Here is a 24588-nt window from a genome sequence, read left to right as displayed (position 1 = left end):
ATTCGGGTCTGGATGCTTGAAAAGTGTCCAGATTTGCTTAAAATACGCTCCCTTAGCTGGCATTCAGGTCCTGTGTACTCAGTTGCCTGAAATGAGATCCGTCTCTCAGCCAGCCAGAATTCATTCCGTTTCAGTCAGTTGCGTACGCCGGCCAAGTGCGGCTGGGGTTGTTGTGCCCGTTGTGGTGGCATACAATGCGCGCCTATTTACTGAGGCGGTGAGGCTACTCGCCTCGTTTTCGATCACAGATTGGAGGTTCACGACATTAAGCGTGGAGGCAAAGGCCGCGAGCAGCGCGCCAATACAAATCAGCAAATCCAGGCAACCGAAGTTCGGTTGATTGATGTGGACGGTGAGCAGGTCGGTATCGTCAGCCTGCAGGACGCCTTGGAAAAGGCCACTTCACAGCAGCTGGATTTGGTAGAAATCTCCCCTGGTGCGGAACCGCCGGTTTGCCGAATCATGGATTACGGCAAGCATCTGTTTGAAGCAAAACAGAAGGCCAAAGAGGGGCGTAAAAAACAGCGCCAGACTCAGGTCAAGGAAATCAAATTCCGTCCTGGCACAGATGTAGGCGATTACGAGGTAAAACTGCGTAATTTGATCCGCTTTCTCGAGGCCGGTGACAAAACGAAAATCACTATCCGCTTTCGCGGTCGTGAGATGGCTCACCAGGAATTGGGCCGTGAATTGCTTGCACGCGTCGAGAAGGATCTCGAAGAGTACGCTCACGTGGAGCAACGTCCGAACATGGAAGGGCGCCAGATGATCATGGTGCTCGGCCCGGGCAAAAAGAAGAAGCAGTCCTGATCGACTGTTTAATTAATTCATCAACTTGAGAAGGTACCATGCCTAAAATCAAGACAAACCGTGGGGCTGCCAAGCGTTTCAAAAAAACCGCCTCCGGTTTCAAGCGCAAGCAGGCATTTAAAAACCACATTCTTACCAAAAAGTCTTCCAAGACTATTCGTAAACTGCGTCCGAAGCAGGAAGTCCACGAAAATGATGTGGCTCTTGTTAAACGCATGATGCCCTACGCATAACTTTTACGGATCTGGAGACTAAACAATGGCACGAGTAAAACGTGGTGTGCAGGCGCGTCGTCGGCACAAGAAGATTCTCAAGCAGGCTAAAGGCTACTACGGTGCCCGCAGCCGTGTATTCCGTGTAGCGGTACAAGCCGTTACCAAAGCTGGTCAGTACGCCTACCGCGACCGTAAGGTTCGCAAGCGTCAGTTCCGTCGTCTGTGGATTGTTCGTATCAACGCCGCTGCGCGTTTGAACGGCCTGTCTTACAGCCGTCTGATCAATGGGCTGAAGAAAGCGTCCATCGACATCGACCGTAAAGTACTGGCGGACATCGCTGTCCGTGATCAGGCAACCTTTAGCGCTTTGGCCGAAAAAGCCAAAGCGAGTCTCACCGCCTGATCGACTGTTACGCAGCTGCGTAGTAGTGCATTCAACGGGGGAAGAGTTCGCGCTCTTCCCCCGTTTTTGTTGGTAAAAGAGACGCAACAAGCAACACGCTTCGTGCAACACGGGGAAGGGGTGCCGCATTGCACGAAGCGCGCTGCGTGTAGCGGAGGAATTGAAATGGAAAATCTCAATGCCCTGGTTGACGCTGCCTTGGCAGAGGTCGAGCAGGCTGGCGACATTCGGGCGCTGGACGATGTGCGGGTGAAGTACCTGGGCAAAAAAGGTGAAATCAGTGCCTTGATGAAGGGGCTGGGCAAGCTGAGCGCAGAAGAGCGCCCGCAGGCCGGCGCCGTCATCAATGAAGGCAAGCAGAAGGTTCAGGACGCTATTGCCGGGCGCAAAAGTGCCATGGAAGAGGCGGCCCTGAATGAGCAGCTGGCCAGTGAAACCGTAGATGTAACCTTGCCGGGCAGAGGAGAGTTGCCGGGCGGGTTGCACCCGGTGAACCGTATGCGCCGCCGCATTGAAGATTTCTTTCTGCGTCTGGGTTTTGATATTTCCGAGGGGCCGGAAGTGGAAGATGACTTCCACAATTTTGAGGCCTTGAATATTCCCGGCCACCACCCGGCACGGGCCATGCACGACACCTTCTATTTCGGTGATGGGCGCCTGCTGCGCACCCATACATCACCGGTACAGGTACGGGTGATGGAGCAGGGCAAACCGCCGTTCCGGATTATTGCGCCGGGCCGGGTGTATCGCTGTGATTCAGATCTGACCCACACCCCCATGTTCCATCAGGTGGAAGGCCTGTTGGTGGACAAGGGTATTACCTTCGCCGATCTGCGTGGCACCGTGGCGGAATTCCTGCGCTTTACCTTTGAAGTGGAAGACTTGCCGGTCCGTTTTCGGCCCAGCTATTTCCCGTTCACCGAGCCCAGCGCGGAAGTGGATGTGGGCTGCGTGAGCTGTGGTGGCGATGGCTGCCGGGTGTGCTCGCACACCGGCTGGATCGAAATCATGGGCTGCGGCATGGTGCACCCGAAGGTGCTGGAAGCGGGTGGCGTTGATGCGGAAGAGTACAGCGGCTTTGCCTTTGGTATGGGGATCGAGCGTATCGCCATGCTCCGTTATGGCGTGAACGACTTGCGGCTGTTTTTCGAAAACGACACCCGCTTTTTGTCCCAGTTCAGCTAACGCCTCCCGCGAACAAGTTAAAGGAATCACGACATGCGTTTTAACGAAGCCTGGTTGCGGGAGTGGGTAAACCCCGCCGTGGATACCGACACCCTGGTGCAGCAATTGACCATGGCTGGCCTGGAAGTGGACGCGGTGGAACCGGCCGCACCGGATTTTACTGGCGTGGTGGTCGGGCAGGTGGAAAGCTGCGAACCGCACCCGGATGCCGACAAACTCAGTGTCTGTCAGGTGACCAATGGCACCGACACGGTGCAGGTGGTGTGTGGTGCGGCCAATGTGCGTGTGGGCCTGAAGATGCCCTTCGCCCAGGTCGGTGCGGTGCTGCCCGGTGACTTCAAGATCAAGAAAGCCAAGCTGCGCGGCCAGGAATCCAATGGCATGCTGTGCGGCGCGTCGGAACTGGGCCTGGAAGACCTGATCGATGGCCTTATGGAACTGCCGGAAGACGCCCCCGTGGGCACCGATTTTCGTGACTACCTGAGCCTCGACGACACCATCATCGAAGTGGATCTGACCCCTAACCGGGCTGATTGCCTGAGCCTGCGTGGTATCGCCCGGGAAGTGGGCGTCATGAACCAGAGCCCGCTCACCGAGGCGGCCATCAGCAAGGTGGCGCCGGCCATTGATGATGCATTGAGCGTAACGTTGGCGGATAACGCCGGTTGCCCTCGCTACCTGGGCCGGGTCATCAAGGGCGTGGATGTCAACGCTGCCACCCCGCTGTGGATGGTGGAGCGCCTACGCCGTGCGGGCCTGCGTACCATCGACCCCATCGTCGATGTGACCAACTATGTGTTGGTGGAACTGGGGCAACCGTTGCATGCGTTCGATCTGGCCAGGCTCAGTGGTGGTATCACCGTACGTAAGGCCAAAACGGATGAGACGCTTACTACCCTGGATGATCAGGAGCTGACTCTACGGGACGATACCCTGGTGATCGCGGACGACAGCGCGGCGCTTGCTCTGGCTGGGGTCATGGGCGGCAAACCGTCATCCGTGACCACGGAAACCCAGGATATTTTCCTGGAATGCGCCTTCTTCGCCCCCCTGGCGATTGCCGGCAAGGCTCGCTCCTATGGGTTGCATACCGACTCCTCTCACCGCTTCGAGCGCGGTGTGGATCCGCAACTGCAGAGCGATGCCATTGAGTACGCCACCGCCCTGATCCAGCAAATTGCGGGTGGTCAGGTGGGTCCCGTCACTGAAGCAGTGGATGAAGCGCAGCTGCCCAAGCAGGCCGAGCTGACATTGCGCGCTGAGCGGATCGAAGGCTTGTTGGGCATGGGATTGCCGGCCCAGCAGGTGGAAGACATTCTCAGCCGCCTGGGCATGGATATCTCCTCGAATGAAGACGGCCTGGGGTGGACCGTGCTGGCTCCCAGCTGGCGCTTCGACATGGCTATCGAGCAGGATTTGATCGAAGAGTTGGCGCGTATTTATGGCTACGAAAAGCTGCCCAGCCGGGTGCCGGCGGGTTCGCCTTCCGGCGAGACCGTGCCGGAACAGATCGTGGCTGTGCGCCGTCTGGCGGACGCCTTGATGGATCGCGGCTACCAGGAAGCGATTACCTACACCTTTGTGGAGTCGGGTCTGCTGGCGAAAGTCGAGCCCCGCGTGGAGCCGCTGCCGTTGCTTAATCCGATCTCTGCGGATTTGGGCGTGATGCGCACCACGCTGCTGGCTGGCCTGTTCAGCACTGCGCGCCACAACCTGAACCGACAGGCTGATCGCCTGCGTCTGTTTGAAACGGGCCTGCGTTTTGTGCCCACCGATGCGCCAGACGTGGAAGGCGGCCTGGAGCAGACGCCGATGATCGCCGGCCTGCTGTACGGCAGTGCCCAGCCGCAGAACTGGGAAGGCAAACGCCCGGTGGATTTCTTCGACCTGAAAGGGGACGTGGAAGCGTTGCTGGCGTTGTCCGATGCGCAGGCGTTCAGCTTTGAGCCTGCCGAGCACCCGGCGCTGCATCCGGGCCAGACCGCGGCATTGAAACGTGATGGTGAGGTGGTGGGTTTCCTGGGGCGGATTCACCCGCGCCTGGCCGCTGATCTGGATCTGCCGGGTCAACTGTACGCTTTCGAACTGGCGCAGGCGCCGTTGCAGCAAGGCAGCCTGCCCAGCTTTGCGGCCGTGTCTGATCAGCCTCGGATGCGTCGTGATCTGGCCTTTGTGGTGGAAGACAGCGTCCCCGCAGGGGATCTGATCGCTGCGGTTCGCTCTGCCTGTGACGACCGTCTCACCGGGGTCAAGATTTTCGATATATATCAAGGCGATAGCATTGGTGAAAATCGTAAAAGCCTTGCTTTGGGCTTGACCTTCCAGGACCGTTCACGCACTCTTAAGGATCAAGAGGTGAATGACCTGGTGGATGCCGTAGTATCCCAGTTAAAACAACAGTTTAACGCCGCCTTAAGGGACTGAATTAAGGAAGGGTAGGGAGCTATTAATGGGAGCGCTGACCAAAGCGGATATGGCCGAGCGTTTGTTCGAAGAGTTAGGCCTGAACAAACGTGAAGCAAAAGAAATGGTGGAAATGTTCTTTGAAGAGATCCGCCATTCACTGGAAAACAATATCCCGGTGAAGCTCTCCGGCTTCGGCAATTTCGATCTCAGGGACAAGAGCGAACGACCAGGACGCAACCCGAAAACCGGTGAGGAAATCCCCATCACCGCCCGTCGGGTTGTTACCTTTCGTCCAGGACAAAAATTAAAACAACGGGTTGAGGCCTATGCTGGAACCAAGTCATAACGACGAATTGCCGGCGATTCCAGGAAAACGCTATTTCACCATTGGTGAAGTCAGCGACCTGTGTGACGTAAAACCGCACGTGCTGCGCTATTGGGAGCAGGAATTTCCCCAGCTCAAGCCCGTGAAACGCCGTGGTAACCGTCGTTACTATCAGCGCCAGGACGTGCTGATGATCCGCCAGATCCGCAGCCTGCTGTACGATCAGGGCTTCACCATCGGCGGTGCCCGTCAGCAGCTATCCGGCGGTGCCAACGCGGAGCAGGCCACCCAGTACCATCAGCTCATCAAGCAGATGATCGTGGAGATGGAAGAGGTGCTCGACGTACTCAAAGCCTCCTGATCCAGCACCAATCGTTCCCCGCCATCTCCAATGGCCAAAAAGCCCCGGCAGCCTCGCTCCCGGGGCTTTTTCATGCCCTGCCTGACCAGCCAATAATCCTGGCCCCTGTGGGAAATCATGCTTGCATGATGAAGAGCCTCTCTACAAAGCAGCCATCCTCTGTAGGAACGCAGCGAGTACGCCTCTCGAGGCGCGAACCTGCCAGCGGCAAACCCGACCATCCCCCATCGCTTAAACCCTGAGCAACCAACACGTTACTGGTTCCATCCCCCAATCAAATCCGCTATTATGCTCGCCGCTTTGGTCGCTCTGTCTGCCAAGCACATCTCGGGGCGTAGCGCAGCCTGGTAGCGCACTTGCATGGGGTGCAAGGGGTCGGAGGTTCGAATCCTCCCGTCCCGACCAAATTAAGGTCGGAAAAACAAAGAGATAGGCCAGTCATGGATGACTGGCCTTTTTGGTTTTTAGGCGTCGCTTATGCTTTTCTGTGTTTCGTCACCGTTCCGTCACCGTTTCTCAATAGCTAATCCCTGTGGCTGGCCTGTCTCCTTTACTTTACGCGCCACTGACCTTTAGTTTTCCCTGATTGGTCAGGCGGTCCGTTTACAAAGGCCTGGCGCGTATTGGATGCCCGGCAAGATGGCTGAAGCTGTGCCGGATCACTCTAGAAAAGGGGTTGAGGGTACTCCATAGCTATGAGGCTGGGTGACGCTTGTAGTTGCAGCGTTGGGTGGATCACTTGGAGGTGGTGTCAGGGCGCTGAGTAGTTAGAAGTGCGAGACGCGTCAATTCGAGCATCCTCAAGGTGTCTTGCTGCCAGCTTTTTGGCTTGAGAGTCCAGGTCGTCCCTTTTGTTCGCATCGAGTTGTATGGGGTCCTGCAATCCCTGCCTTTCTAATTCCTGCCTTACAAGGTCTTTCTCTACTAGCTTTCTTATAAGTTCTTCATATTGCTTGAGAATGCCCGCATGCCTCGTATTTTCTTTCCGCAGGCGACCTAGCTCTTTGGTTTTTCTGTCCTCTACCAGTGAATTGCGCGTTTTTCTGGCGCCTTCGAGTCTTTGTTGATGCTCATTTCTCAGTTTCTCGATATGTGTTCTATCCTGGCAAATCAGAGCTGTCAGGTGGGCGCTTTGTGACACCTTTAGATATTTGGACGTACGTTTCAAAAACAGAGCTTCTTCTACGGGTAGCACAAAACTGAAAGTCCGCTTGTTTTTGTTCTTCCGGTAGCTGTAAGCATTCCATGCTCGTTTGATGCGTGCAAAAGCATCTGCCCCCAATCCGTTATTCCAAATTCTTTCCAGTGTCATCAAGGTCGGCTCGTTCTCTTCGTGGGGAGCTTTTACTGAAAGGGCTGATGGGGGGTTGTTTCGCAAATAGTGCCTGGCCCAATCTGACTTGTCCTTGTCGGAGCCAAGCCACTCTTTCGGTGGGATTGGTTTCTTCACTTTCAATGCTCCTAATGCTTGAGATTTTCATGACAAGTAAATCATACCGTATGAATTGACGTAAATATGATCATAATTGATAATGGGCAAAAATAGATATCATTTGTGCAAATATGTACCTTGGCAATGCTCTAGTATCCAGCTTTAACTGCTTGTCGTCTGAAGAGCTGCAGGCCGCTGAGCGATATTTTTTGACTGCCTTTATCTATCAATTTGGTATAGGCGAATGGGCTCAAACGTCTCTGGACCGTTTGGCGGGGAAGTTGGGAGTTAGTGAGAGATTAGCCCGTCATTCGATAGGGGTACTGGTTGACCAAGGTCTTCTTGATGCCCGGCGCGTTGAAGGTAGGACCGGAAGGCCGTCTTACGATTATCGACTTTCAAAGCTCGTTGCCGATCGGTTGAATCTCCAGGTTGGGCCAGTGAGTGTGGGACATGAGGGGCTGGTAAAGTCACTGCTCAGTATTCCCTCACCTGGAGGGTTGGAGGTCACGAGAAAGAAAGGTCGTACTTTTGGCCCTCCCAACCCTGATGCCCTGAGTGTCGGTAGCAAGCTGGTTCTTATAGTGTTGCTGACTGAGGCGGATTCCTGCGGTGTAGTCAGAAATTGTTCGACTTTTGGCTTGGCCAAGCAGGTGGGGATGTCAGTTCAAAGAGTACGCCGGCATTTGAGGAAGCTTTGGCGCTTAGGGTACATGCGAGATGTGGTTGCTGGGATTGTGAGTGATATAGGAATCGGCAAGTGCCCGAGCATCTATTTTCTCAACCTGGCTCACCCTATTTTTGAGGCTAGCTGGTGTGGTCGGGCGTTTGTCCTTCATATACAAAAAAAAGATCAGTACCACCCGGGCCGAGAGATTCCTCAGTTGATAAGGATTCTCAGTAATGGTTGTGAGGATGATTCCTACGTTGCCATTGAATATGACCGTAGAAACTATTTGTTGCCGGTGAAGTGTGAAGATGACGTTGCTAAAAGACTCAAAGATGCTGTGCTCGATGGGCTTGAAGAATATCTGCAGGCTGTTTTAGACGATTATGTAGGTCAAATATTGACCGATAGATACTTATTCATTGGCAGTCAATTTCTACCAGAACCAAGCATCAATCTGCGCTTAGAAATGGAGGCATTGCTATGTGTAAAGGAGAGAAAGGGTAGCGATGAGGCGGCCTCTAGAGCGGCGATGTTCCTATCTGGCTGGATATGGAGGGCTGCGTGCATGAAATCTGAAGTGCTAAGCAAAAAACTAGGGGTGATGCGTTTGCTTATGCCACCAGATGGTAGGATATCGATATTGCGATCAACAGAGAATGGTAAGTTGTTGATTTTAAAGGCTGTGGTTGCGCCGCCGCCAGGCAGAAATGTTACTCCGGGGATTTACCAAGGGGCTTCAATCGATTATGTAAAATCAACTAAGGAAATCAACCGTGTAGACTTGTCTACAAAAGAGCAGTATGAAATTGGCCTGCTTGTTAAGCCAAGTGTAAAGACCAAAAAGGAGGTTGTAGACACGGAAGTTGGTATTGAGGATGAGGGGTAGTTACATACCGTGGATAGCACTGATTTAAGCTGTGAATTGATGTCAGCCTTCAAGCTCAATAGTGTTATTGGTTTGTGGGCCTTCTGGGTACGATAACCCCGTTCCAGAACTCGTAATCGATTGTTTTAACTGGATAGCGCTATTTGGGCTCCCGTCTGTGGGGTAAAGGCCCTGTTGTGGGCTTTCAGTACTTGATAACCCGCTCTGAGTGTCGGTAATAGATATATATAGTCATAAAGTCACTTAGCCAGCCCACTTGTGAAGGCTGGTAAGTGCAGTTGGTTGAGTAACAGGCAGGCTGGACCAAACCAGCCTGCTCATGAGTAAATTTCAACCAGTGCGCTGGTACCTATGAAGAAACCATAGGTGCCAGACAATGAGAAAACGACATTCAAGCAACACCAACCTCAAACTCCACTATGAACCCGTCTGGGAAGGCTTGCCGGTACTGGCAAGGCCTGACCGTCCACTCGCGGTGAATTACCTCAAATCTATCCGGTCTACTTTGGACCGGGCCTTAAATGAGCATCCACGAACCTGTGTCATCCATTTCGTTGCTAGGCTGCCGTACGGTTGGTCAGGTCCCAAAGGGGGGCAGGCAAGCGGCTTCATCAACTCTCTTCGTTCGCAGATCAGGTGCGATTCGAAGCGTAAGCGCGGCCAGGGAAAACGGGTTCATGACTGCCATGTTCGTATGATCTGGTGTCGCGAGTTCGGTGGGGAAGGGCAGCCCCATTATCATATTGCCATTATGGTCAATAGGGATGCTTACTCCGCGTTGGGGCGTATCTTAGGTCAGCAAGAGCCGGACTTCCCCTGGTGGTTGGCGGAAGAACAAGCAGTTAGCAACATGGCAGAGCGTATTCAGCGAGCTTGGGGTCGCACTCTTGGTCTGACTGGGAGTCAAGGAATCGGTTTAGTCCATTTCCCAGATAGCGCTGTCCAGCTGATTTCAAAAGGGTCTTCTATGTATACCACGCAATATCAGGGGGTGTTCAGGCGCATGAGCTACTTGGCAAAGGTGGATACCAAGCTTTATGACGATGGGTTTAGGAACTTTGGCTGTAGCCAGAGAGGAGGTGAGTAAGTTTTTACGTTGCTGCGCTATCGCATGAACGAATGACGAGGAGAATTTCATGCGATTCATGAGGCTAACAGAAGTGATCAAGGATACCGGTCTTGGCCGTTCTTCTATCTACAAGCGTATTGCTGAGGGGGAATTCCCCAAACCCGTGCCGCTTGGGGGAAGAACGGTTGGCTGGGTATCTGATGAAATCGAGGCCTGGATTCTGGAGAGGATTGAGGAGAGGGATTGCCAGGAAGTGCCTCATTGACCGGCTATTGGACTTTCGTTGTTCATGGATGGCTGCGAGGTTTTGTATCAGATGAAAGCAGGAGGGGGCTCCAATTTGTAATGGTAGACCCCGGTACCAATAGGACCGGGGAGGTTTAATGCCAATTGATCGAGACCTTGGAGCGTAGTAGGCGAGGAAAACGGGGACTATCCGAGAGATGTTCTGCTCGGGTATCCACACACGGCGTGACGGTGCTGTTACCAATAAGGCGCTAATCTTTCTTATACAGCACTGTCACTTTGCCGGCAGGTTTGTTCTTGCCGATCTCGTAATCAGGGTTAAAGGTTGCGAGGTTATGTGCGGCAATACCAATAGCTGAGGCGAAGCCGGTAACCTGGGTAAATCCAGTGGGGATGGCGAAGCTGGCCAGGGAGGCCGCCCGATATTCAGTGTATACCCGGCAACGTAGTCCTTTCTTTTCAATAGCGCCCTCGACTTTGTTTACCACGGAGCTAATATTTTTGACCGCGACAATTTGAAAAGAGGCTTTCTTGGAGATTAGCTCAGAAAGCTTTTCAGTAGTGATGTCTTCGGAGGTGTATTTTTCGATGTCAATATCTTTGCTCATTGAGTTGTCCTTTTTGGAAGAGGTGATAAAACGGGCAGATTCGCCGCCCGTTCAAGTCAGCGACTGGGTTTTATTGAAGTATGATCAAAGCTCCGCTATCTGCTGTAGCGCATCTTCATAAGCAAATAGCGTGTCGAAGTTTTCGTTGTAGATAAGGTAGAGGGCGGACTGTATATTTTCGTGGGGTGTTTCCTCGATGACGCCCTTGAATATGTTGGTGTGATGCATGCTGCCGGAAAGGACCATGAAACTGCCGTCCTCCATTACTACCCAGTCAATGGTTTCAAAGGCCCTGGCTCCTTTGTATTTCTCAAGAGTCTCCTGAGCCAGAGAGAGGGAATCCTGGTTTTCTTTTTCAATCATCGAGATCTGGTTTTTTATGCTCCGGACTCCTCTTTCGTGATTTTCTATATCGGTTATTGATTGCTGTTTCACACGAGGCCAAACCGTATAGCTGGAGCCGTTTTCTGTTTTCCTTTCAGTCCAAGAATTCCCGTTATCGATATGATTTTGGGCTTTCTTTAATAGTTGTTTTTCTCTCGCTATTTCTGATTCGAGTTCGTTTAACCTTTCCTGCAATGTGATCAGCCTGCTGTCGTTTTTTGCAGCATCGATCATTTCATTTGCTGTATCCCTGTAATTCTTTTCTATGTCCTTGAAATCACAGGTGTAACGAACGACATCTCGGCCCCGTTCGTCCTCAATGACAGACCAGTCTGTGCTCTCACAAAGCTTACGGTTATCCAGCGCCTGGCCAACCGTATATTCGGGGAGTAATTCAAGGCGCCCTTCCCGAATGACGTCTATTTCAGAAGAACATCCGGATAGGGCTGCCAGAGAAATGCATGCTAGCGCTACTTTGCGGTTTTTCATGATGGTTCCCTTTTAAAATCGTTCCATGAAGTGATTGGCTTAAGCACCAACCACAATTAAGAGGAAACAGACGACCCAGACGATGAAGTACGCCAGATTCTGCTTCAGGGCTTGGGATCGTTGGTAGAGATAGACGGGCACCAGCCACACCCATCCACCAAATGTGCTGGTATCAGTGCCGGCTTTCTTGAGTCTCTTTTCATCCAGGAAAGACAGGGCGATGTTGAGTATGAGGGTGATGAAAATGAAATGGCCGCTGGCAACGGCTTGCTCGGCACGGTACTCGCTGCTGTGCACCATGTAGGCCACAAAGTATTCCAGGGTGAGACCGATCAGTGGGGCAAACGCCAGAATCCATACAACGGTGTTGTTGACTTTGGCGCCGGTTAGCGGCGGTGGTGTCGTATCATCAAGGTGCTCTCGAAGCTGGGTGTCTTCGATGCTGGTCCAGTCCGCGAACCCCTTCTTCCAGACGGATGATCCGTGGCGCAGTGTGCCGTTCCTGATCAGGGTGATGAGATCGGTTTCAGAGATGCCCCCCTTCCTTTCCCCGTTGAGTTCGTAGAACCAGATCTCGTTCCCTGTGGTGCTGTTTTCCATTGTTCATTCCTTGTAGTGGCTGTCCTTCCATGGTTTTTAGCCAAGCACAGGTCGAGTGCTGTGCCTGGGAAGAGCGGTCTCCCCCAGGCGCTGTGTCCGCTGGTTTGGAAGGTGTGTCTCAGTTTGAGTGTTATGTAATTCAAGACTCACAAAGTATTGCAATGCTATACCTTGAGGGTCAAGTATTCCGGTACGACAGAGGTATGGCAGTGCCGTAGCGTTGCTCTATCAGATTGATGGAGTGGGCGTGATGAGCTTTCCCGAGCGCCTGAAGGCGGCACGGTTGGCGTTGGGTCTGACCCAGGAGCAGTTGGGCGACGAGCTTCATGTGACCAAATCCACGATATCCGCCTGGGAAAATGGCCGTGATTCGCCCGGATTTCGTTTACTGCCGAAGTTGAAGGCGGTCCTCGGTGTATCGCTGGATCATCTGATCTGCGGTGATCCGGTCGAGGGTGCCTCAGAGCTGAATTCCAAGTATGACGCCCAGGTACGCAATGACGCCGAAGCCCAACTGCTCAAGGGCTACCGGCGCCTGTCCGTTAAGCGCCGCCAAGGTCTGCTGGCTATGATTGATTAGCCTGCCTTTTTTCCGGCCAGCTTCTGGCTGAGTCCCTGTGCCGACTGCGGTTGAGCATTGCCCGGTGGGGCAGACCCTTCCGGCACGAACTCCTCCACGACCTGTAACCCTTCCTCCTCCGAGTACTCGAACTGAGTGTTGAGCAGGCCGGCATGGGCCACCTTGTCCAGCTCTGCTTGGTTGATGCCTTGGTTTTCCCTGGCCTTGGCCGTTTCTCTAGCGTAGCTGACGGCGTCCTCCATGGATTGCTCAGCGCGCAGTGTCAGATCCACGTAGTAGATTGGTGCCCGGTGGCTCTGGGTAGTGCTCTTCCCGCGCAGTTTCAATTCCAGGGGCAGGGTGGCTAGGTTGCCGCCAGAGATGGCATGGAAGTAACGCAACCTGGCTGTAAGGGTGCGGATGCTGTTGTAGCCGGTGGTCCGAAACACGAAGCAGCCCAGTTCATCCTCTTCCCCGATCCGCACGTACAGCCGCCCGTAGGGTTTGCACAGATCGTGGGCGCCGAATTCGCATAGGTCGGGTGACGGGCAGGGTAACTGCTCTAGGCCCTGGTCGGTGCGGCGTCGACAGCTCTCACCGTCGCCACTGCACAGCGGGCGGCCACTCTTGCGCTCGAAGAAGGTGTACTCCGCCCGCAGGTTCAGGTCCGGATCATTGAAGGGCAGGGTGACGGGAATGCTGCGTAGCTTCTTGCCCTGACCCTCCTGGCGTAGGGCCTCATCTAGCGGATGCGGTAGCCAGCCCTCCCGGGTCTGGATCTGGGTGGTGATGGTGAATTGGTCGTCTTTCTCCGGCAGACGCTTGCCGTTCTTTTCCACCATGCGGCCAATACTGATACGGCCAATCACGGGGGGCGTAATCGCGAGTCCTTTGATCATGGGAATCTCCTGTTATAAAGAAACCGCACAGCCGCCGGGCAGGGCCCGGCGTTTATGCTGTTAGGCGTGGCGTGTTGAGTGAGGTGATGCGAGAACGATCAGGCGCTGGGCTTCACCAGGAACCGGCGGCTGCCGGCCCGATGCTTGGGGAATTGCTGCAGTAGCGCGGGCTGAGTCTTGAGCAGGGCGTCAGTGTCGAGCACCATACTGTCCTTGCTGCGCTTCCAGCTCACCTGGCCATCTATGAAGTAAGCCCGAGCGGCATCCCCCATGCGTTGCTGGATGCGTTGCTTGAGCCGGGCTTCCCGTTCCGCCAGACGGGCTAGCCGCTCCCGGATATCCAGCATCTCGCTGAAGTCGCCGTTGAGAGCAGTGTCGTCAATGAGATCCAGGGATTCGCCATCGTCATGGGGATAGAGTGCCCGCAGCGCCTGGTCGGCGGAGTCGGAGCCATCGGCGTCGGGTGGCGTATCGGTTTCTACCAAGTGCCAGAAAGCCAGCTCCAGCTCGATCAGTTGCTTGATGACGGCTTCATCCCGCTCGATGCGATGCACCTGTAACTCCTGCCCGCAGATCAGTACCGCCACGTCCGCTGCCTGCTTGCCGGTGACGGCCAGTTGATGCTGAACCTGGCACTGGATGTACTCCGGTACGCCATCGGCCCAGAGCCGGGCACCATTAAGGCCAGTGGTTTTGCACTCCAGGATCTGCACCTCTGGATTGCCCACTACCGAGTAATCCAGATTGGACAGCATCCAGGACTTGTCCGCATCCGGGTGCTGGAGTACGGCATTCACTCGCCGCACCTTGTTGCCTGTCGCCTTGGCATAGGCCTCGGCCACCTTGGGTTCAAGAAGATTGCCCCAGTACAGCGGGGTATGGATGTCGTCCGGGTCGGGGGCCGGTAACAGCCCATCCCGACCGGTCTTTATCATCCACAGCTCCAGGGGCGACTGATACGGGTTGAGCCCCACCGCCGCAGCGGCATCGCTGGCGCCGATACCTTGCTTGCGGACCTTGAGCCACTGTTCCCGGTTCATGCCCTTGGTGGACACCAGGCGTAGGGCAGGACGGGATGAGGGTTTGATAGCGCGGGGCGTGCTCATGAGTGACCTCCTTCCAGTTGGATCAGCCGCTCGGTAAAGCGATCATGAAGATTGATCAGCCGATGGGTCTGGGGCGTCTGATCCGACGGGATCTCATGACTGCCGCCTTGGCTGAAGAAGGTGACCACCAGATCGGTGATCATCTGCTGGATCTCGTCCTTGGGTGGCAAATTGCCATCATTCTCGAGCAGATAGGTGCCCAGCTGTTCGCCCAGAATGGACACCACCTCGTACTCGAATACCCCAGGAAACCCTTGCGGGCCGTACCAATAGGGTTGCACCTGTTTCCAGATATCGGGGATGAAGTCACACAGGGTGCTGATCAGTTCGATACAGCCATTACCCCAGATCTCCAGAAGCCGGGTGCCCCGCTCTTTGTTCAGCATCACCCCTTCATGAAGAAAGGCGCCCCAGATGGCGGCCAGATGGGGAGAGAGGGGTGGCGCAGAGAGGCTGACTTCGGGTGTCGCGCTGCTATCGGGATTACGTTCTGTCATGGTCAGGCTCCAAACAATAAAAAGTCCGACCGGCACAGAGCGGGTCGGGCTTTAGCCGAGGGAAAAGAATGGGTAGGGAATCAGTCAGGACACCAGTTCCAGGGTCTGGCTCAGGGCCCGCTGCTTGATCTGGGCACCCTTGCCGAACCAGGCGGAATCCAGCCGGTTGTCGGTGCTGCGGGCGCGGCGTTCGTGGTCCACGAACTCAGTCACGGCATTGAGCAGGCCGTAGGCCGTGCTCTTGGCAGACGGCAGCTCCGCGCCGCGACCGGCCCCGTCATACAGGGACATGGCCTTCTTCATGGCCTGTTCGTTGGGCTTCACCAGCATGTCACCCGATGAGTAGTTCACATCGGTGAAGACCGAACGCATGACCTTCTCGGCGGTCTTGCGGGTGATCCGTCGTTCGCTCAGCGCTTTCAAGCGATACATGAAGTCATCCCAGGCAGAGACGGAGATACCCAGCTGTTTCTTGACGGCCTGGGCATCGAAGGTGGTGTTGTGGCGGACCTTCACCGCTTGGCCGGCGCCATTGAGAGCTACCGCCAATGTGTTATTGCACACCACCCGGATGCTGGTGAACTGGGCAGTGGTAGCCAGAGTGCCGTCACAGGCGGTGGCCAGCAGCACATAGCCGTTGGTCTGGTCATTACCTGCCAAGGAGCCTGTTTGCCCGGTGCGGGCAAGGGCCCACAGCTTGCGGCCTCCTTTAAGGACGCCAGCGGTTTCCAGCTCAAAGCCAGAACGCTCGGTGAGATCCCGATAAAACTCCAGGATCTGCCGTGGCTGAACCACCTTGAAGCGGTTGCTCACTACGGACAGAGGTGCCTGATTGTCTGAGCGGAACAGAACCTTCTGATCCGGGAAGGATGAGATCTGCCCGAGAGTCCCGGCCTCGCTACTAATGAAGCGGACAGGAGTCTCACGGATCTCCCAGTCCATGCCGGCTTCGCGCATCCAGACATTGAGGGGTTGTTGGGTGGCGAGCTGGTTACCCAACCCGTGCCAGGGGGTGCGGCCTGCATAGGCCATGCTTTCGACAAGATGTGCCATGGTAAATCTCCAGAAATAGCAATGAGCCCGAAACGGGCGGCTTAACGAATGAGAAGAGGGGGTTGAGTCAGGGGTAGAGCAAAAGCAGAAGAGGAAAAGCTCAGAGCCAGCCACGCTCGGCCAGGCTGACCCACTCGGAACGGGACACGACGAAGTGATCCAGGACCCGCACATCGATCAGGGCCAGAGCGTCCTTGAGCCGAGTAGTGATGGTGCGATCAGCCTGGGAGGGCTCACAGCACCCGGAGGGATGGTTGTGGGCGAAGATCACGGCAGCGGCATTGCAGGCCAGAGCCTGCTGTACCACCACACGGGGATACACCGCCGCGCCGTCAATGGTGCCGCTGAACAAGGGCTCGAAACTGAGCACCTTGTGCTTGTTGTTGAGGAAGATAGCGGCGAAGACTTCGTTCTTCTCCTGGGCCAGGGCCATCTGCAGGAACTGGGCAACATCGGTAGGCGCAGTGAGCGCCTCCCGACCGGTCAGCTCATTCAGCAGGATGGTGGCAGCGGTACTGACAATCTCCTCGGATTTAACGCAGCCCTGTACGTGGTACAGGCCCTGCTCGTTCTTTACGAAAGTGGGAATATCCATAAAAACTCCAAAGCGGCATAAAAAAGCCCGCACAAGGCGGGCTCTGGTATGCAGTGAAAGGGGGAAATGCGAAATACGGGTTAATCGGTGTCGAGTCGAAAGGCGTGGCCGCAATCCAGGCATTGCAGATTGTCGAGAAAGGTTTGGTCTAGCTTGTCACCGAGAGCTGCACCGGCCTCTCCGCCGGCAACACCTCCAATCAGACCGCCAATCACGGCTCCGGCGATGCCGCCGAGCAGAGATCCTCCAGGGCCCGCGACATAGCCCAGTGTCATGCCCACACGGGCACCACTGGTGGCTGCAGCTACCCCACTAGCGGCACCTGCAGCTGTGCCGACAGAGCCGCACACTCTGCGTCCGTTGTGGAGTGCCGCTATCCGGATAGATTGGCAGCTGGGACATTGAATGATCATGAAACCTCCATGCGATGGGTCAGGAAGGTCATTCCTTCCTGGCTTCATGGGGGTGATATGTAGGTGAAAAAATCTGGAATCGAGACGTAGACTAGGTAACAGAAATGAAATTACTAAGTGGGAAGTCAGTTCAGGTGTGTGAATCGCCACCGGTTTGCTAGACACCTTTCAGCCATACAAAATGGTGGCCGCCGTACTGATAATCTCCTCAGGATTAACGTAGCCCTGTACGTGGTACAGGCCCAGCTCGCTCGAATATCCATAGAAACTCCAAAACGGCATGAAAAAGCCCGCACAAGGCGGGCTCTGGCATGCAGTGAAAGGGGGGGGGGGTATAAAATTCATGATCAAAAGCATCGGTTTGCTGTTTTGGGTTGCAAGTAGAGCAAGTAGTGTTAGTGGGTGTAGATTCAGTATCCTTCAGGGAAAGCTCATTATAGAGCGGTCGAGATTGAACAGGCTGGACGAGACTCCAAATCATCATCCCAACTATTGATGAATTTGACTTGAAGCATAGAGAATGGAGGGTGAAGGTGTCAGTTGTCTGACCGGTCGCCGAATCGATCAGAACCAGGGATTACAACAACTGCAGTAAGGCCTCCTACCTTACTGGACGTGTAATGAACCTGTCCCTGATAACGCTCAACTATTGCGTGGACAATAGCCAGCCCCAATCCATGACCGGGTGTTTGCTCGTCCAGCCTCAATCCTCGCTTGCCCAATTGTGAGTGGGCTGTTTCTGATACGCCCGCTCCGTCGTCGCTGATGATAATTTTTAACTGCTCTTGATCTTCACTCAGCGTGAGCTCCACCCAGCGGGATGACCATTTGCCTGCGTTATCCAGCAAGTTGCCAAGGATTTCGTTCAGATCATGCTCCTCGACAGGCCAGCGATGGTTTTCAGGCAGATCCGTTGACAATTCAAAAGATTTATCGGGGTAGAGGCGGCCAAGCATCCACAGCAGATCCCGGGCCTGTTTGATCGGACATACACTTTGGCCGACCTGTGGACCCGCAAACCGGCTTCGCCGCATTTCGGCCTCAAGCTGAGCATCTATGTCGTCGAGGCGCGCCGCCATTTCCCATCTCAGCTTCTCATCGAGCGGGCGACTGGTGTCTTCCAGGATCTGTCTGACAGCCGCTATGGGGGTTTTCACGCTGTGGGAAAGGTTGGCAAGTGCGTCACGGGAGCGTTCCAGCCGGTCATCCAGTGAATCCAGCAGTCGATTGAGTTGCCGGACGAGGGGCCGGAACTCCTCCGGGCCGTCTGCGTTAATACGGGAGAGCTCGCCTGACTGAAGTTTTTTCAGGTTCATCTGAAGGCCCGCTATTGACCGCAGGGCCAGAGTGATTCCCAGCCATATGCTCCCGATCATCAGAATGACCAGTAAAACCGAGACGACGGCAGTCCAGATATGGAGTTTGGCCTGGCTCCGATGAAGCGCCTCCATATCCTCGGCAACAATGATCACGAAGGGGTTTCCGTCGACCGTGAAGGCACGGCGATACCCAAGCATTTGGGAAGGCGCAGATGGTACCTCAGCATCCCTGGCTCTCACGGCTCCCTCCTGCCCGGAGGTGAGCAACGGCCTCAGAATCGGAGTCCAGGTCTCCGGTGAGATGGACTGCCCAGACGGAGAAGCGATGGCGATGGCGAAGGCGTGGAGGAGCACTTCCTGAAAATAGTCGCCGGTCTGGAGTGTATCAATCTGGCCACCGGATTGGCGGATCTGGTGTTCCAGAAAAGCTACCTCATCTTTCAAGCGGCGTTCTACTAAGTCCATGGTCATCCTCTCCAGCAAGGCCCCATGGATGATCCAAGCCAGTGCCATCAGACCAATACCGGCCGGAAGTAGCAGAATCAGGAGCATCCCCCTGACTGAGCGAGGTCTAGCGGCTATCGGCATCGAACAGGTACCCTTGACCACGTCGGGTCTTGATGGTGTCCGGTCCCACCAGCTTCCTGAGCCGCCGCACATACGCTTCGATCACGTTCTCGCTGGGTATGTCGTCGATGCTGTATAGCTGGTCGAGAAGCTGTTCTTTCGAGAAAACCTGCCCGGGACGACTCATCAGACATCGGAGCAAACGGAACTCCGTACCGGTCAGGCTATGTTCGGTCTCGTCACCGGCCCTTAACGTCTGGCGATTTTCGTCCAGCTCGAACCGGCCCGCTGTCAGGGTATCCATTATTCTGCCTTCGCTTCGCCGGACGATGGCGTGAAGTCGGGCAATCAGCTCTTCGGTCTGGAAAGGCTTCGCGAGGTAATCATCGGCGCCGGCCTTCAAGCCATTGACCTTGTCCTGCCAGTCTCCCCTGGCGGTCAGGATCAACACCGGGAAACTGACCTTATGCGTCCGCCACTGTTTCAGTACGTCCAGGCCGTTGCCGTCGGGCAGGCCCAGGTCAAGAATACCGGCGCGGTAACTTTCCTGCTGCCCGAGGTGCCGGGCTTCCCGCGCTGTACGGGCGGTATCCACGCTGAAACCGGCCTTTTCCAGTTGGGCGCTTAGCCCATTTGTCAGCAGGTAGTCATCTTCCACCAGAAGTAATCTCATTCCTGAACTGCCTTTCTAAATTGAGCATCAGAGTCCGTCAGTGTCGCTGCCCAAGCTGAATTGTGCCAGAACAAAAAATAATTCCGATTTTCAGCCTGGATTCAGGTTGCTGAGCGATGGTAGCAACCGCTTCTGGATATTGCTCAAGTTTTGAGTGAGACAACCCGGCCCTCAGGGCCAAAGCTGTTCAAAGGAGAAGATATATGACCGTATCAAAATTCCTCGTTGCTGCCGCAACTATCTTATTGTCGGCGACCACCTTTGCCGCTGGAACCCATGGTGGAGGACATGATCACGGCGCTGCGAGTGGTGAGCCCGGCAAAGCCTCAGAGGCCAGCCGAACCATAACAGTCGAAATGTACGACAATTACTATGAACCGGGATCAATCATCGTAAGCCCCGGGGAAACGGTGCGGTTCGTGGTGGAGAACAAGGGGAACCTCGTTCACGAGTTCAACATCGGCACACCTGAGATGCATGAGGGGCATCAGGAGGAAATGATGATGATGGTCGAACATGGCGTCATCCAGGGCGGAAAGCTCAACCACGACATGATGGAAATGGACATGGGGAACGGCCAGTCCATGAAACACGACGACCCTAACAGCGTCCTGCTGGAACCGGGCCAGAGGCAGGAAGTTATTTGGAAGTTTTCCGATAACAGCAATATCGAGTTCGCCTGCAACGTGCCGGGTCATTACCAGGCAGGGATGTACGGTGACGTCAAGGTCCAGTAACTGAGTTCACTAATGGGGCGTTGATCCAGTGGGCTTGTAGGTATTTATTTTGAGGGTTCTTAGTGAAGAGCGATTTGGAGCAAAAAGTATGAACAGCCGCTTAGGTTCAGTGTTGTTAAGCCTGCTGATGTCTGCATCGGTCATGGCTGGCGAATATAATCTCACGGTTGATCGGGTCGAAATTGACACCGGCGATTTCGTGAAAGACGGCATCGGTTATAACGGTGCATCTCCCGGGCCGGTGATGCGCTTCAAGGAAGGCGAAAACGTCAAGATCAACGTGACCAACAACCTGGATGAGATGACTTCCATTCACTGGCACGGCCTGATCCTTCCTTTTGATCAGGACGGTGTGCCTGGTATCAGCTTTCCAGGCATCAAGCCGGGTGAAACCTTCACCTACGAATTTCCCATCCAGCAGGCTGGTACTTATTGGTTTCACAGCCACTCCGGTTTTCAGGAGCCGGATGGCGCCTACGGTTCCATCGTTATCGAACCTGAGGGACGTGAACCGTTCCGCTACGATCGCGAATACGTAGTTCAGCTAACCGATAAGCACCCGCACTCCGGTGATCGCATCATGCGTAACCTGAAGATGATGCCGGACTACTACAACCGCGAGCAGCAGACTGTCGGAGAGTTTTTCTCTGACGTGTCCGAGAACGGCCTGATGAACACCGTTCGGGACCGTATGGCCTGGGGTGGCATGCGGATGATGAAAGCGGATGTCGAGGACTTGCAGGGTTTTACAGGGCTGATCAACGGTAAAGGGCCGGATCAGAACTGGACTGGGCTTTTTGAGCCGGGCGAACGCATTCGGCTGCGTTTCATCAACTCCTCGGCGATGACTTACTTTGATATCCGGATCCCCGGTCTGGACATGACCGTTGTGCAGGCTGATGGCAACAACGTTCAGCCGGTTAGTGTGGACGAGTTCCGGATCGGTGTGGCGGAAACCTACGATGTGATCGTCCGCCCGAAAGGTGAGCAGGCCTACACCATCTTCGCCGAATCCATGGGGCGTTCGGGCTATGCCAGAGCGACACTGGCCCCAGAAGAGGGTATGGAAGCGTTCGTGCCGCAACTGCGTGAACCGGCCCGCCTGACTATGGCTGATATGGGCGGTATGTCCGGTATGGACCATGGCGACATGGATATGAATAGCTCAGAAGGGATGTCCGGAATGGATCATTCTTCGATGGAGGGAATGGATCACGCAAACATGAGCAACATGGACCACTCAAATATGAAAGGAATGGATCATTCGGGCACGTCCGGCATGGACCATGGTTCCATGGCGATGGGAAAAGAAGGTCCAAGCGACCCCTTCTATGCGAAGGGAAGTGGCCTCGTCCCCACGGCAGCCAATGGCGGCAAGTTCCTGTCCTACGCTGACCTCAAGGCCCAAGATCCACTGTATGAAGACCGCGAACCGACTCGAGAAATAGAGCTTCGTTTGACCGGCAATATGGAGCGGTACACCTGGAGTATCAATGGCGTTAAGTACGAAGATGCCGATCCGATCCGCCTGAAATATGGTGAGCGGGTCCGCTTCAAGTTTGTCAACGAAACCATGATGACTCACCCCATGCACTTGCACGGTATGTGGTCCATTCTAGATGTTGGCGCAGACCAGTGGAATCCGATCAAACACACGGTCAGTGTGCAGCCCGGCACCACCGTTTACATGGAAACCGAAGTCGACGAGCCAGGCCAATGGGCGTTCCACTGCCACCTCTCTTACCACGCGGCCGCTGGTATGTTCCGTAAGGTGATTGTTGAAGGTGGGCCAGAGTCGACGCAGGCCAAAACAGACGCGGCTGCTGAAGAAGGAGGTGAGGCATGAGTTGTATTCGATCACTTGTTGCGGTCAGTTTCTTTGCCTCTATCGGATTCTCAACGGCGGTGACAGCTCAGGAAATGATCTCCGACACCACCGCTCGTAAACAGCCGCTCACAACCTGGGGTGTTCAATTCGAGGAGTTTGAATACCGCTACAGCGACGATGACGAGGAACTGGGCGTCTGGAATGCGGATGCTTTCTATGGCACCGACGAGTTCAAAGTCCGGTTGCTCACAACCGGGGAGTACGAGATAGAGGAGCAGGCCTACGAAACACTGGAAAACCAGCTGGTCGGCCAGATCCCCATCTCCAAGTTCTTCGACGCCAAAGCGGGCGTACGTTTCGATACGCCCGAGGGGCCGGACCGTACATATGCCGTTCTCGGTGTAGCCGGGCTGGCTCCCCAATGGTTTGAGATCGATGCAAACCTGTATGTCAGTAAGGATGGCGATACGTCAGCCGAACTGGATGCAGAGTACGAGCTGCTTCTCACCAACTACTGGATTCTGGCGGCAACGCTGGATGCCACGGTTGCGTTTAGCGAGGACCGGGAAATTGGCGTTGGTAAAGGACTGGTTTCTACCGAAACCGGACTCAGGTTGAGCTATGATCTGATCAACCGTGCGTTCTCGCCTTATGTGGGCGTGGTGCATGAGCGCAAATACGGCGATAGTGCCGACTTTGCCGAAGCGGACGGCGGCAGTACAGCAGATTGGTTTGCTGTGATTGGAGCGCGCATCGCACTCTGATCAGGTACTTAGGGGCTAAAGATATTTCTTTGGCCCGTTTTTCTCGACATTGATGCAAGTGAGATCTACCCAAGCCAGCATTGGCTATTTATTGAGTATCAAACGCCGTTCAAAACAACAGGAGGTTGTATGAGCAGCACGCACGACAGAACCACGCGCTATCAGAAAGGCAGTCTTACACTTCCGGGAACTGTTATGCTGGGCACCGGTGTCATGATTGGCGCCGGTATCTTCGCCCTTACCGGGCAGATGGCGCAGATGACTGGCGTTCTTTTCCCGTTGGCGTTTCTGGCCGCGGCGGTAATCGTAAGCTTCAGTGCCTATTCCTACATCAAAATTTCCAATGCCTACCCGTCAGCCGGGGGCATAGGCATGTACCTGCACAAAGCCTATGGCAATCGGTTACCGACGGCTTTCAATGCTTTGCTGATGTATTTCTCGATGGTGATTGCCCAGAGCTTTCTTGCGCGAACCTTCGGTTCTTACACCATGCAACTGTTCGATGGCGATGAAAGTGGCCGCATGGTGCCCATTCTTGGCGTCTCACTAATTCTGGCCGCGTTTCTGATCAATCTGTTGGGCAACCGAATGATTCAGGGCGTGGCTTCCTTTATAGGTATCCTGAAGATCGGAGGCATTCTGGTTTTCGGGCTGGTGGGTATCTGGATTGCCGACAGTGTTTCTGTTGATTTCTCTAGCCCCGGTGAGGCTGGAACCTTTGGCAATTTCCTGGGGGCAACGGCCCTTGGCATTCTGGCCTTCAAAGGTTTTACCACCATCACCAACAGCGGCTCGGAAGTCATAGACCCCAAGAGAAACGTGGGGCGAGCGATTATTATTTCCATCGCAGCCTGCGTGGTGATCTACACCCTGGTCGGTTTCGCCGTTGCCAGTAACCTGTCCCTGGCGGAAATCATCAAAACGCAGGACTACTCTCTGGCGGCCGCTGCGCGTCCCGCATTGGGCGACTACGGCGTCTGGTTTACCGTCGCCATTGCGATGATGGCCACCGCCGGTGGCATTCTGGCCAGTATTTTCGCCGTCTCACGCATGTTGGCCATGCTGACTGAAATGAAGCTGGTCCCCCACAGTCATTTCGGCATGCCCGGTAGCATCCAGAAGCACACGCTGGTTTATACCGTGGTGCTTGGGCTTATCCTCACGGCCTTCTTCGACCTGTCCCGAATTGCAGCGCTGGGCATCATTTTTTACCTGATCATGGACATTGCTATCCATTGGGGCGTTCTGCGCTATTTACGGGAGGATGTGAAGGCCAATGTGTGGGTGCCCACGGTGGCAATTGTTCTGGATTTGCTCGCTCTTGGTGGCTTCGTTTGGGTCAAACTGAATACTGACCTGTTTGTTATTGGCGTGGCGGTTGTCACCATGATTGTTATCGCAGTGGCCGAGCAACTGTTCCTGAAAAAGGCCACAGAAGCCGAAGAAGCGGGACACAAAGAATCTCATGCTCATCATCACTAATCACCAG

Annotated in this window: 27 protein-coding genes and 1 tRNA gene; 16 read left to right on the top strand and 12 right to left on the bottom strand. The window is 54.7% G+C overall.

Annotation, left to right across the window (positions count from 1 at the left end; all coding sequences use genetic code 11):
* Positions 1-264 precede the first annotated feature (264 nt).
* The 8 genes from infC to ADG881_RS05265 all read left to right on the top strand — a co-directional run bounded on the left by infC (position 265) and on the right by ADG881_RS05265 (position 6110).
* The gene (gene infC, locus ADG881_RS05300) at positions 265-810 is read left to right on the top strand and encodes a translation initiation factor IF-3 (protein WP_039927233.1); all 546 of its coding nucleotides are present in this window, start codon (positions 265-267) and stop codon (positions 808-810) included.
* Between the two features lie 38 nt (positions 811-848).
* A complete protein-coding gene (gene rpmI / locus ADG881_RS05295; protein ID WP_007149690.1) occupies positions 849-1043 on the top strand; it encodes a 50S ribosomal protein L35 in 195 nt (64 codons plus the stop codon).
* 25 nt (positions 1044-1068) lie between these two features.
* The gene (gene rplT / locus ADG881_RS05290; protein ID WP_007151143.1) at positions 1069-1428 is read left to right on the top strand and encodes a 50S ribosomal protein L20; all 360 of its coding nucleotides are present in this window, start codon (positions 1069-1071) and stop codon (positions 1426-1428) included.
* 165 nt (positions 1429-1593) lie between these two features.
* Positions 1594-2613 carry a phenylalanine--tRNA ligase subunit alpha gene (gene pheS / locus ADG881_RS05285; RefSeq protein WP_007150288.1) on the top strand — a complete coding sequence of 340 codons (1020 nt, stop codon included), beginning with the start codon at positions 1594-1596 and terminating at the stop codon, positions 2611-2613.
* Between the two features lie 33 nt (positions 2614-2646).
* Positions 2647-5037 carry a phenylalanine--tRNA ligase subunit beta gene (gene pheT, locus ADG881_RS05280; protein WP_007151498.1) on the top strand — a complete coding sequence of 797 codons (2391 nt, stop codon included), beginning with the start codon at positions 2647-2649 and terminating at the stop codon, positions 5035-5037.
* 25 nt (positions 5038-5062) lie between these two features.
* Positions 5063-5365 carry an integration host factor subunit alpha gene (gene ihfA / locus ADG881_RS05275; RefSeq protein WP_007151347.1) on the top strand — a complete coding sequence of 101 codons (303 nt, stop codon included), beginning with the start codon at positions 5063-5065 and terminating at the stop codon, positions 5363-5365.
* A complete protein-coding gene (locus ADG881_RS05270) occupies positions 5346-5705 on the top strand; it encodes a MerR family transcriptional regulator (protein ID WP_007149838.1) in 360 nt (119 codons plus the stop codon). The genes ihfA and ADG881_RS05270 overlap by 20 nt, the downstream gene beginning before the upstream one ends.
* 328 nt (positions 5706-6033) lie before the next feature.
* Positions 6034-6110: transfer RNA gene (locus ADG881_RS05265), tRNA-Pro, on the top strand.
* Positions 6111-6456: 346 nt separating this feature from the next.
* On the opposite strand, the gene ADG881_RS05260 is transcribed toward ADG881_RS05265, so the two are convergent.
* Positions 6457-7155, bottom strand: a complete 699-nt coding sequence (locus ADG881_RS05260) for a hypothetical protein (protein WP_035249049.1) — start codon at positions 7153-7155, stop codon at positions 6457-6459.
* Positions 7156-7268: 113 nt separating this feature from the next.
* Here ADG881_RS05260 and ADG881_RS05255 point away from each other — a divergent pair, with 113 nt between their 5' ends.
* The 3 genes from ADG881_RS05255 (at position 7269) to ADG881_RS05245 (ending at position 10027) form a co-directional block, all read left to right on the top strand.
* Entirely contained in the window at positions 7269-8693 is a 1425-nt protein-coding gene (locus ADG881_RS05255) for a winged helix-turn-helix domain-containing protein (RefSeq protein WP_007150858.1), read from the top strand.
* A 376-nt stretch (positions 8694-9069) separates the two neighbouring features.
* Complete coding sequence (locus ADG881_RS17870) at positions 9070-9780, top strand: inovirus Gp2 family protein (RefSeq protein WP_083787459.1); 711 nt, start codon at positions 9070-9072, stop codon at positions 9778-9780.
* A gap of 49 nt (positions 9781-9829) precedes the next feature.
* Complete coding sequence (locus ADG881_RS05245) at positions 9830-10027, top strand: AlpA family transcriptional regulator (RefSeq protein WP_035249040.1); 198 nt, start codon at positions 9830-9832, stop codon at positions 10025-10027.
* A gap of 232 nt (positions 10028-10259) precedes the next feature.
* Here the strand turns inward: ADG881_RS05245 and ADG881_RS05240 are convergent, their stop codons facing one another.
* The 3 genes from ADG881_RS05240 to ADG881_RS05230 form a co-directional block, all read right to left on the bottom strand.
* Positions 10260-10616 (bottom strand): hypothetical protein, encoded by a 357-nt coding sequence (locus ADG881_RS05240; RefSeq protein ID WP_007150100.1) that lies wholly within the window; start codon positions 10614-10616, stop codon positions 10260-10262.
* 84 nt (positions 10617-10700) lie between these two features.
* Positions 10701-11489 (bottom strand): hypothetical protein, encoded by a 789-nt coding sequence (locus ADG881_RS05235; RefSeq protein ID WP_007150918.1) that lies wholly within the window; start codon positions 11487-11489, stop codon positions 10701-10703.
* 39 nt (positions 11490-11528) lie between these two features.
* Entirely contained in the window at positions 11529-12089 is a 561-nt protein-coding gene (locus tag ADG881_RS05230) for a DUF4339 domain-containing protein (RefSeq protein WP_007150011.1), read from the bottom strand.
* A 250-nt stretch (positions 12090-12339) separates the two neighbouring features.
* On the opposite strand from ADG881_RS05230, the gene ADG881_RS05225 reads away from it, so the two are divergent.
* Positions 12340-12669 (top strand): helix-turn-helix domain-containing protein, encoded by a 330-nt coding sequence (locus ADG881_RS05225; protein ID WP_232211689.1) that lies wholly within the window; start codon positions 12340-12342, stop codon positions 12667-12669.
* Here the strand turns inward: ADG881_RS05225 and ADG881_RS05220 are convergent.
* The 8 genes from ADG881_RS05220 to ADG881_RS05185 form a co-directional block, all read right to left on the bottom strand.
* Complete coding sequence (locus ADG881_RS05220; RefSeq protein WP_039926262.1) at positions 12666-13547, bottom strand: hypothetical protein; 882 nt, start codon at positions 13545-13547, stop codon at positions 12666-12668. The genes ADG881_RS05225 and ADG881_RS05220 overlap by 4 nt on opposite strands.
* 98 nt (positions 13548-13645) lie before the next feature.
* Positions 13646-14653, bottom strand: coding sequence for a YqaJ viral recombinase family protein (locus ADG881_RS05215; RefSeq protein ID WP_007151632.1), 1008 nt, complete (start codon positions 14651-14653; stop codon positions 13646-13648).
* The gene (locus ADG881_RS05210) at positions 14650-15150 is read right to left on the bottom strand and encodes a hypothetical protein (RefSeq protein WP_232211688.1); all 501 of its coding nucleotides are present in this window, start codon (positions 15148-15150) and stop codon (positions 14650-14652) included. The genes ADG881_RS05215 and ADG881_RS05210 overlap by 4 nt, the downstream gene beginning before the upstream one ends.
* 84 nt (positions 15151-15234) lie before the next feature.
* Complete coding sequence (locus tag ADG881_RS05205) at positions 15235-16203, bottom strand: DUF932 domain-containing protein (protein WP_039926261.1); 969 nt, start codon at positions 16201-16203, stop codon at positions 15235-15237.
* Between the two features lie 100 nt (positions 16204-16303).
* Positions 16304-16798 carry a DNA repair protein RadC gene (radC, locus tag ADG881_RS05200; protein ID WP_007150682.1) on the bottom strand — a complete coding sequence of 165 codons (495 nt, stop codon included), beginning with the start codon at positions 16796-16798 and terminating at the stop codon, positions 16304-16306.
* An 80-nt stretch (positions 16799-16878) separates the two neighbouring features.
* Positions 16879-17073 (bottom strand): hypothetical protein, encoded by a 195-nt coding sequence (locus tag ADG881_RS17740; RefSeq protein WP_231504753.1) that lies wholly within the window; start codon positions 17071-17073, stop codon positions 16879-16881.
* Between the two features lie 674 nt (positions 17074-17747).
* A complete protein-coding gene (locus ADG881_RS05190) occupies positions 17748-18995 on the bottom strand; it encodes an ATP-binding protein (protein WP_231483467.1) in 1248 nt (415 codons plus the stop codon).
* 106 nt (positions 18996-19101) lie between these two features.
* Entirely contained in the window at positions 19102-19770 is a 669-nt protein-coding gene (locus tag ADG881_RS05185) for a response regulator transcription factor (protein ID WP_007151491.1), read from the bottom strand.
* A gap of 203 nt (positions 19771-19973) precedes the next feature.
* On the opposite strand from ADG881_RS05185, the gene ADG881_RS05180 reads away from it, so the two are divergent.
* From ADG881_RS05180 to ADG881_RS05165, 4 genes are all read left to right on the top strand, one after another.
* Positions 19974-20507 (top strand): plastocyanin/azurin family copper-binding protein, encoded by a 534-nt coding sequence (locus ADG881_RS05180; protein ID WP_039926258.1) that lies wholly within the window; start codon positions 19974-19976, stop codon positions 20505-20507.
* 88 nt (positions 20508-20595) lie between these two features.
* A complete protein-coding gene (locus ADG881_RS05175; protein ID WP_007150118.1) occupies positions 20596-22353 on the top strand; it encodes a copper resistance system multicopper oxidase in 1758 nt (585 codons plus the stop codon).
* Entirely contained in the window at positions 22350-23099 is a 750-nt protein-coding gene (locus tag ADG881_RS05170) for a copper resistance protein B (protein ID WP_039926256.1), read from the top strand. Before ADG881_RS05175 ends, ADG881_RS05170 begins: the two co-directional genes overlap by 4 nt.
* A gap of 129 nt (positions 23100-23228) precedes the next feature.
* Positions 23229-24581 (top strand): APC family permease, encoded by a 1353-nt coding sequence (locus tag ADG881_RS05165; protein ID WP_081737601.1) that lies wholly within the window; start codon positions 23229-23231, stop codon positions 24579-24581.
* Positions 24582-24588: the final 7 nt, after the last annotated feature.

The organism is Alcanivorax sp. DG881 (assembly GCF_000155615.1).
Lineage (GTDB): Bacteria > Pseudomonadota > Gammaproteobacteria > Pseudomonadales > Alcanivoracaceae > Alcanivorax.
The sequence above is the reverse complement of the archived record's forward strand: the minus strand, read 5'-3'. Positions and strand labels throughout refer to the sequence as shown.

Coding starts and splice junctions, on each gene's coding strand:
- rpmI (WP_007149690.1), top strand. CDS start 849: ATGCCTAAAATCAAGACAAACCGTGGGGCTGCCAAGCGTTTCAAAAAA.
- rplT (WP_007151143.1), top strand. CDS start 1,069: ATGGCACGAGTAAAACGTGGTGTGCAGGCGCGTCGTCGGCACAAGAAG.
- pheS (WP_007150288.1), top strand. CDS start 1,594: ATGGAAAATCTCAATGCCCTGGTTGACGCTGCCTTGGCAGAGGTCGAG.
- pheT (WP_007151498.1), top strand. CDS start 2,647: ATGCGTTTTAACGAAGCCTGGTTGCGGGAGTGGGTAAACCCCGCCGTG.
- ihfA (WP_007151347.1), top strand. CDS start 5,063: ATGGGAGCGCTGACCAAAGCGGATATGGCCGAGCGTTTGTTCGAAGAG.
- ADG881_RS05270 (WP_007149838.1), top strand. CDS start 5,346: ATGCTGGAACCAAGTCATAACGACGAATTGCCGGCGATTCCAGGAAAA.
- ADG881_RS05255 (WP_007150858.1), top strand. CDS start 7,269: ATGTACCTTGGCAATGCTCTAGTATCCAGCTTTAACTGCTTGTCGTCT.
- ADG881_RS17870 (WP_083787459.1), top strand. CDS start 9,070: ATGAGAAAACGACATTCAAGCAACACCAACCTCAAACTCCACTATGAA.
- ADG881_RS05245 (WP_035249040.1), top strand. CDS start 9,830: ATGCGATTCATGAGGCTAACAGAAGTGATCAAGGATACCGGTCTTGGC.
- ADG881_RS05240 (WP_007150100.1), bottom strand. CDS start 10,616: ATGAGCAAAGATATTGACATCGAAAAATACACCTCCGAAGACATCACT.
- ADG881_RS05235 (WP_007150918.1), bottom strand. CDS start 11,489: ATGAAAAACCGCAAAGTAGCGCTAGCATGCATTTCTCTGGCAGCCCTA.
- ADG881_RS05230 (WP_007150011.1), bottom strand. CDS start 12,089: ATGGAAAACAGCACCACAGGGAACGAGATCTGGTTCTACGAACTCAAC.
- ADG881_RS05225 (WP_232211689.1), top strand. CDS start 12,340: ATGAGCTTTCCCGAGCGCCTGAAGGCGGCACGGTTGGCGTTGGGTCTG.
- ADG881_RS05220 (WP_039926262.1), bottom strand. CDS start 13,547: ATGATCAAAGGACTCGCGATTACGCCCCCCGTGATTGGCCGTATCAGT.
- ADG881_RS05215 (WP_007151632.1), bottom strand. CDS start 14,653: ATGAGCACGCCCCGCGCTATCAAACCCTCATCCCGTCCTGCCCTACGC.
- ADG881_RS05210 (WP_232211688.1), bottom strand. CDS start 15,150: ATGACAGAACGTAATCCCGATAGCAGCGCGACACCCGAAGTCAGCCTC.
- ADG881_RS05205 (WP_039926261.1), bottom strand. CDS start 16,203: ATGGCACATCTTGTCGAAAGCATGGCCTATGCAGGCCGCACCCCCTGG.
- radC (WP_007150682.1), bottom strand. CDS start 16,798: ATGGATATTCCCACTTTCGTAAAGAACGAGCAGGGCCTGTACCACGTA.
- ADG881_RS17740 (WP_231504753.1), bottom strand. CDS start 17,073: ATGACACTGGGCTATGTCGCGGGCCCTGGAGGATCTCTGCTCGGCGGC.
- ADG881_RS05190 (WP_231483467.1), bottom strand. CDS start 18,995: ATGGACTTAGTAGAACGCCGCTTGAAAGATGAGGTAGCTTTTCTGGAA.
- ADG881_RS05185 (WP_007151491.1), bottom strand. CDS start 19,770: ATGAGATTACTTCTGGTGGAAGATGACTACCTGCTGACAAATGGGCTA.
- ADG881_RS05180 (WP_039926258.1), top strand. CDS start 19,974: ATGACCGTATCAAAATTCCTCGTTGCTGCCGCAACTATCTTATTGTCG.
- ADG881_RS05175 (WP_007150118.1), top strand. CDS start 20,596: ATGAACAGCCGCTTAGGTTCAGTGTTGTTAAGCCTGCTGATGTCTGCA.
- ADG881_RS05170 (WP_039926256.1), top strand. CDS start 22,350: ATGAGTTGTATTCGATCACTTGTTGCGGTCAGTTTCTTTGCCTCTATC.
- ADG881_RS05165 (WP_081737601.1), top strand. CDS start 23,229: ATGAGCAGCACGCACGACAGAACCACGCGCTATCAGAAAGGCAGTCTT.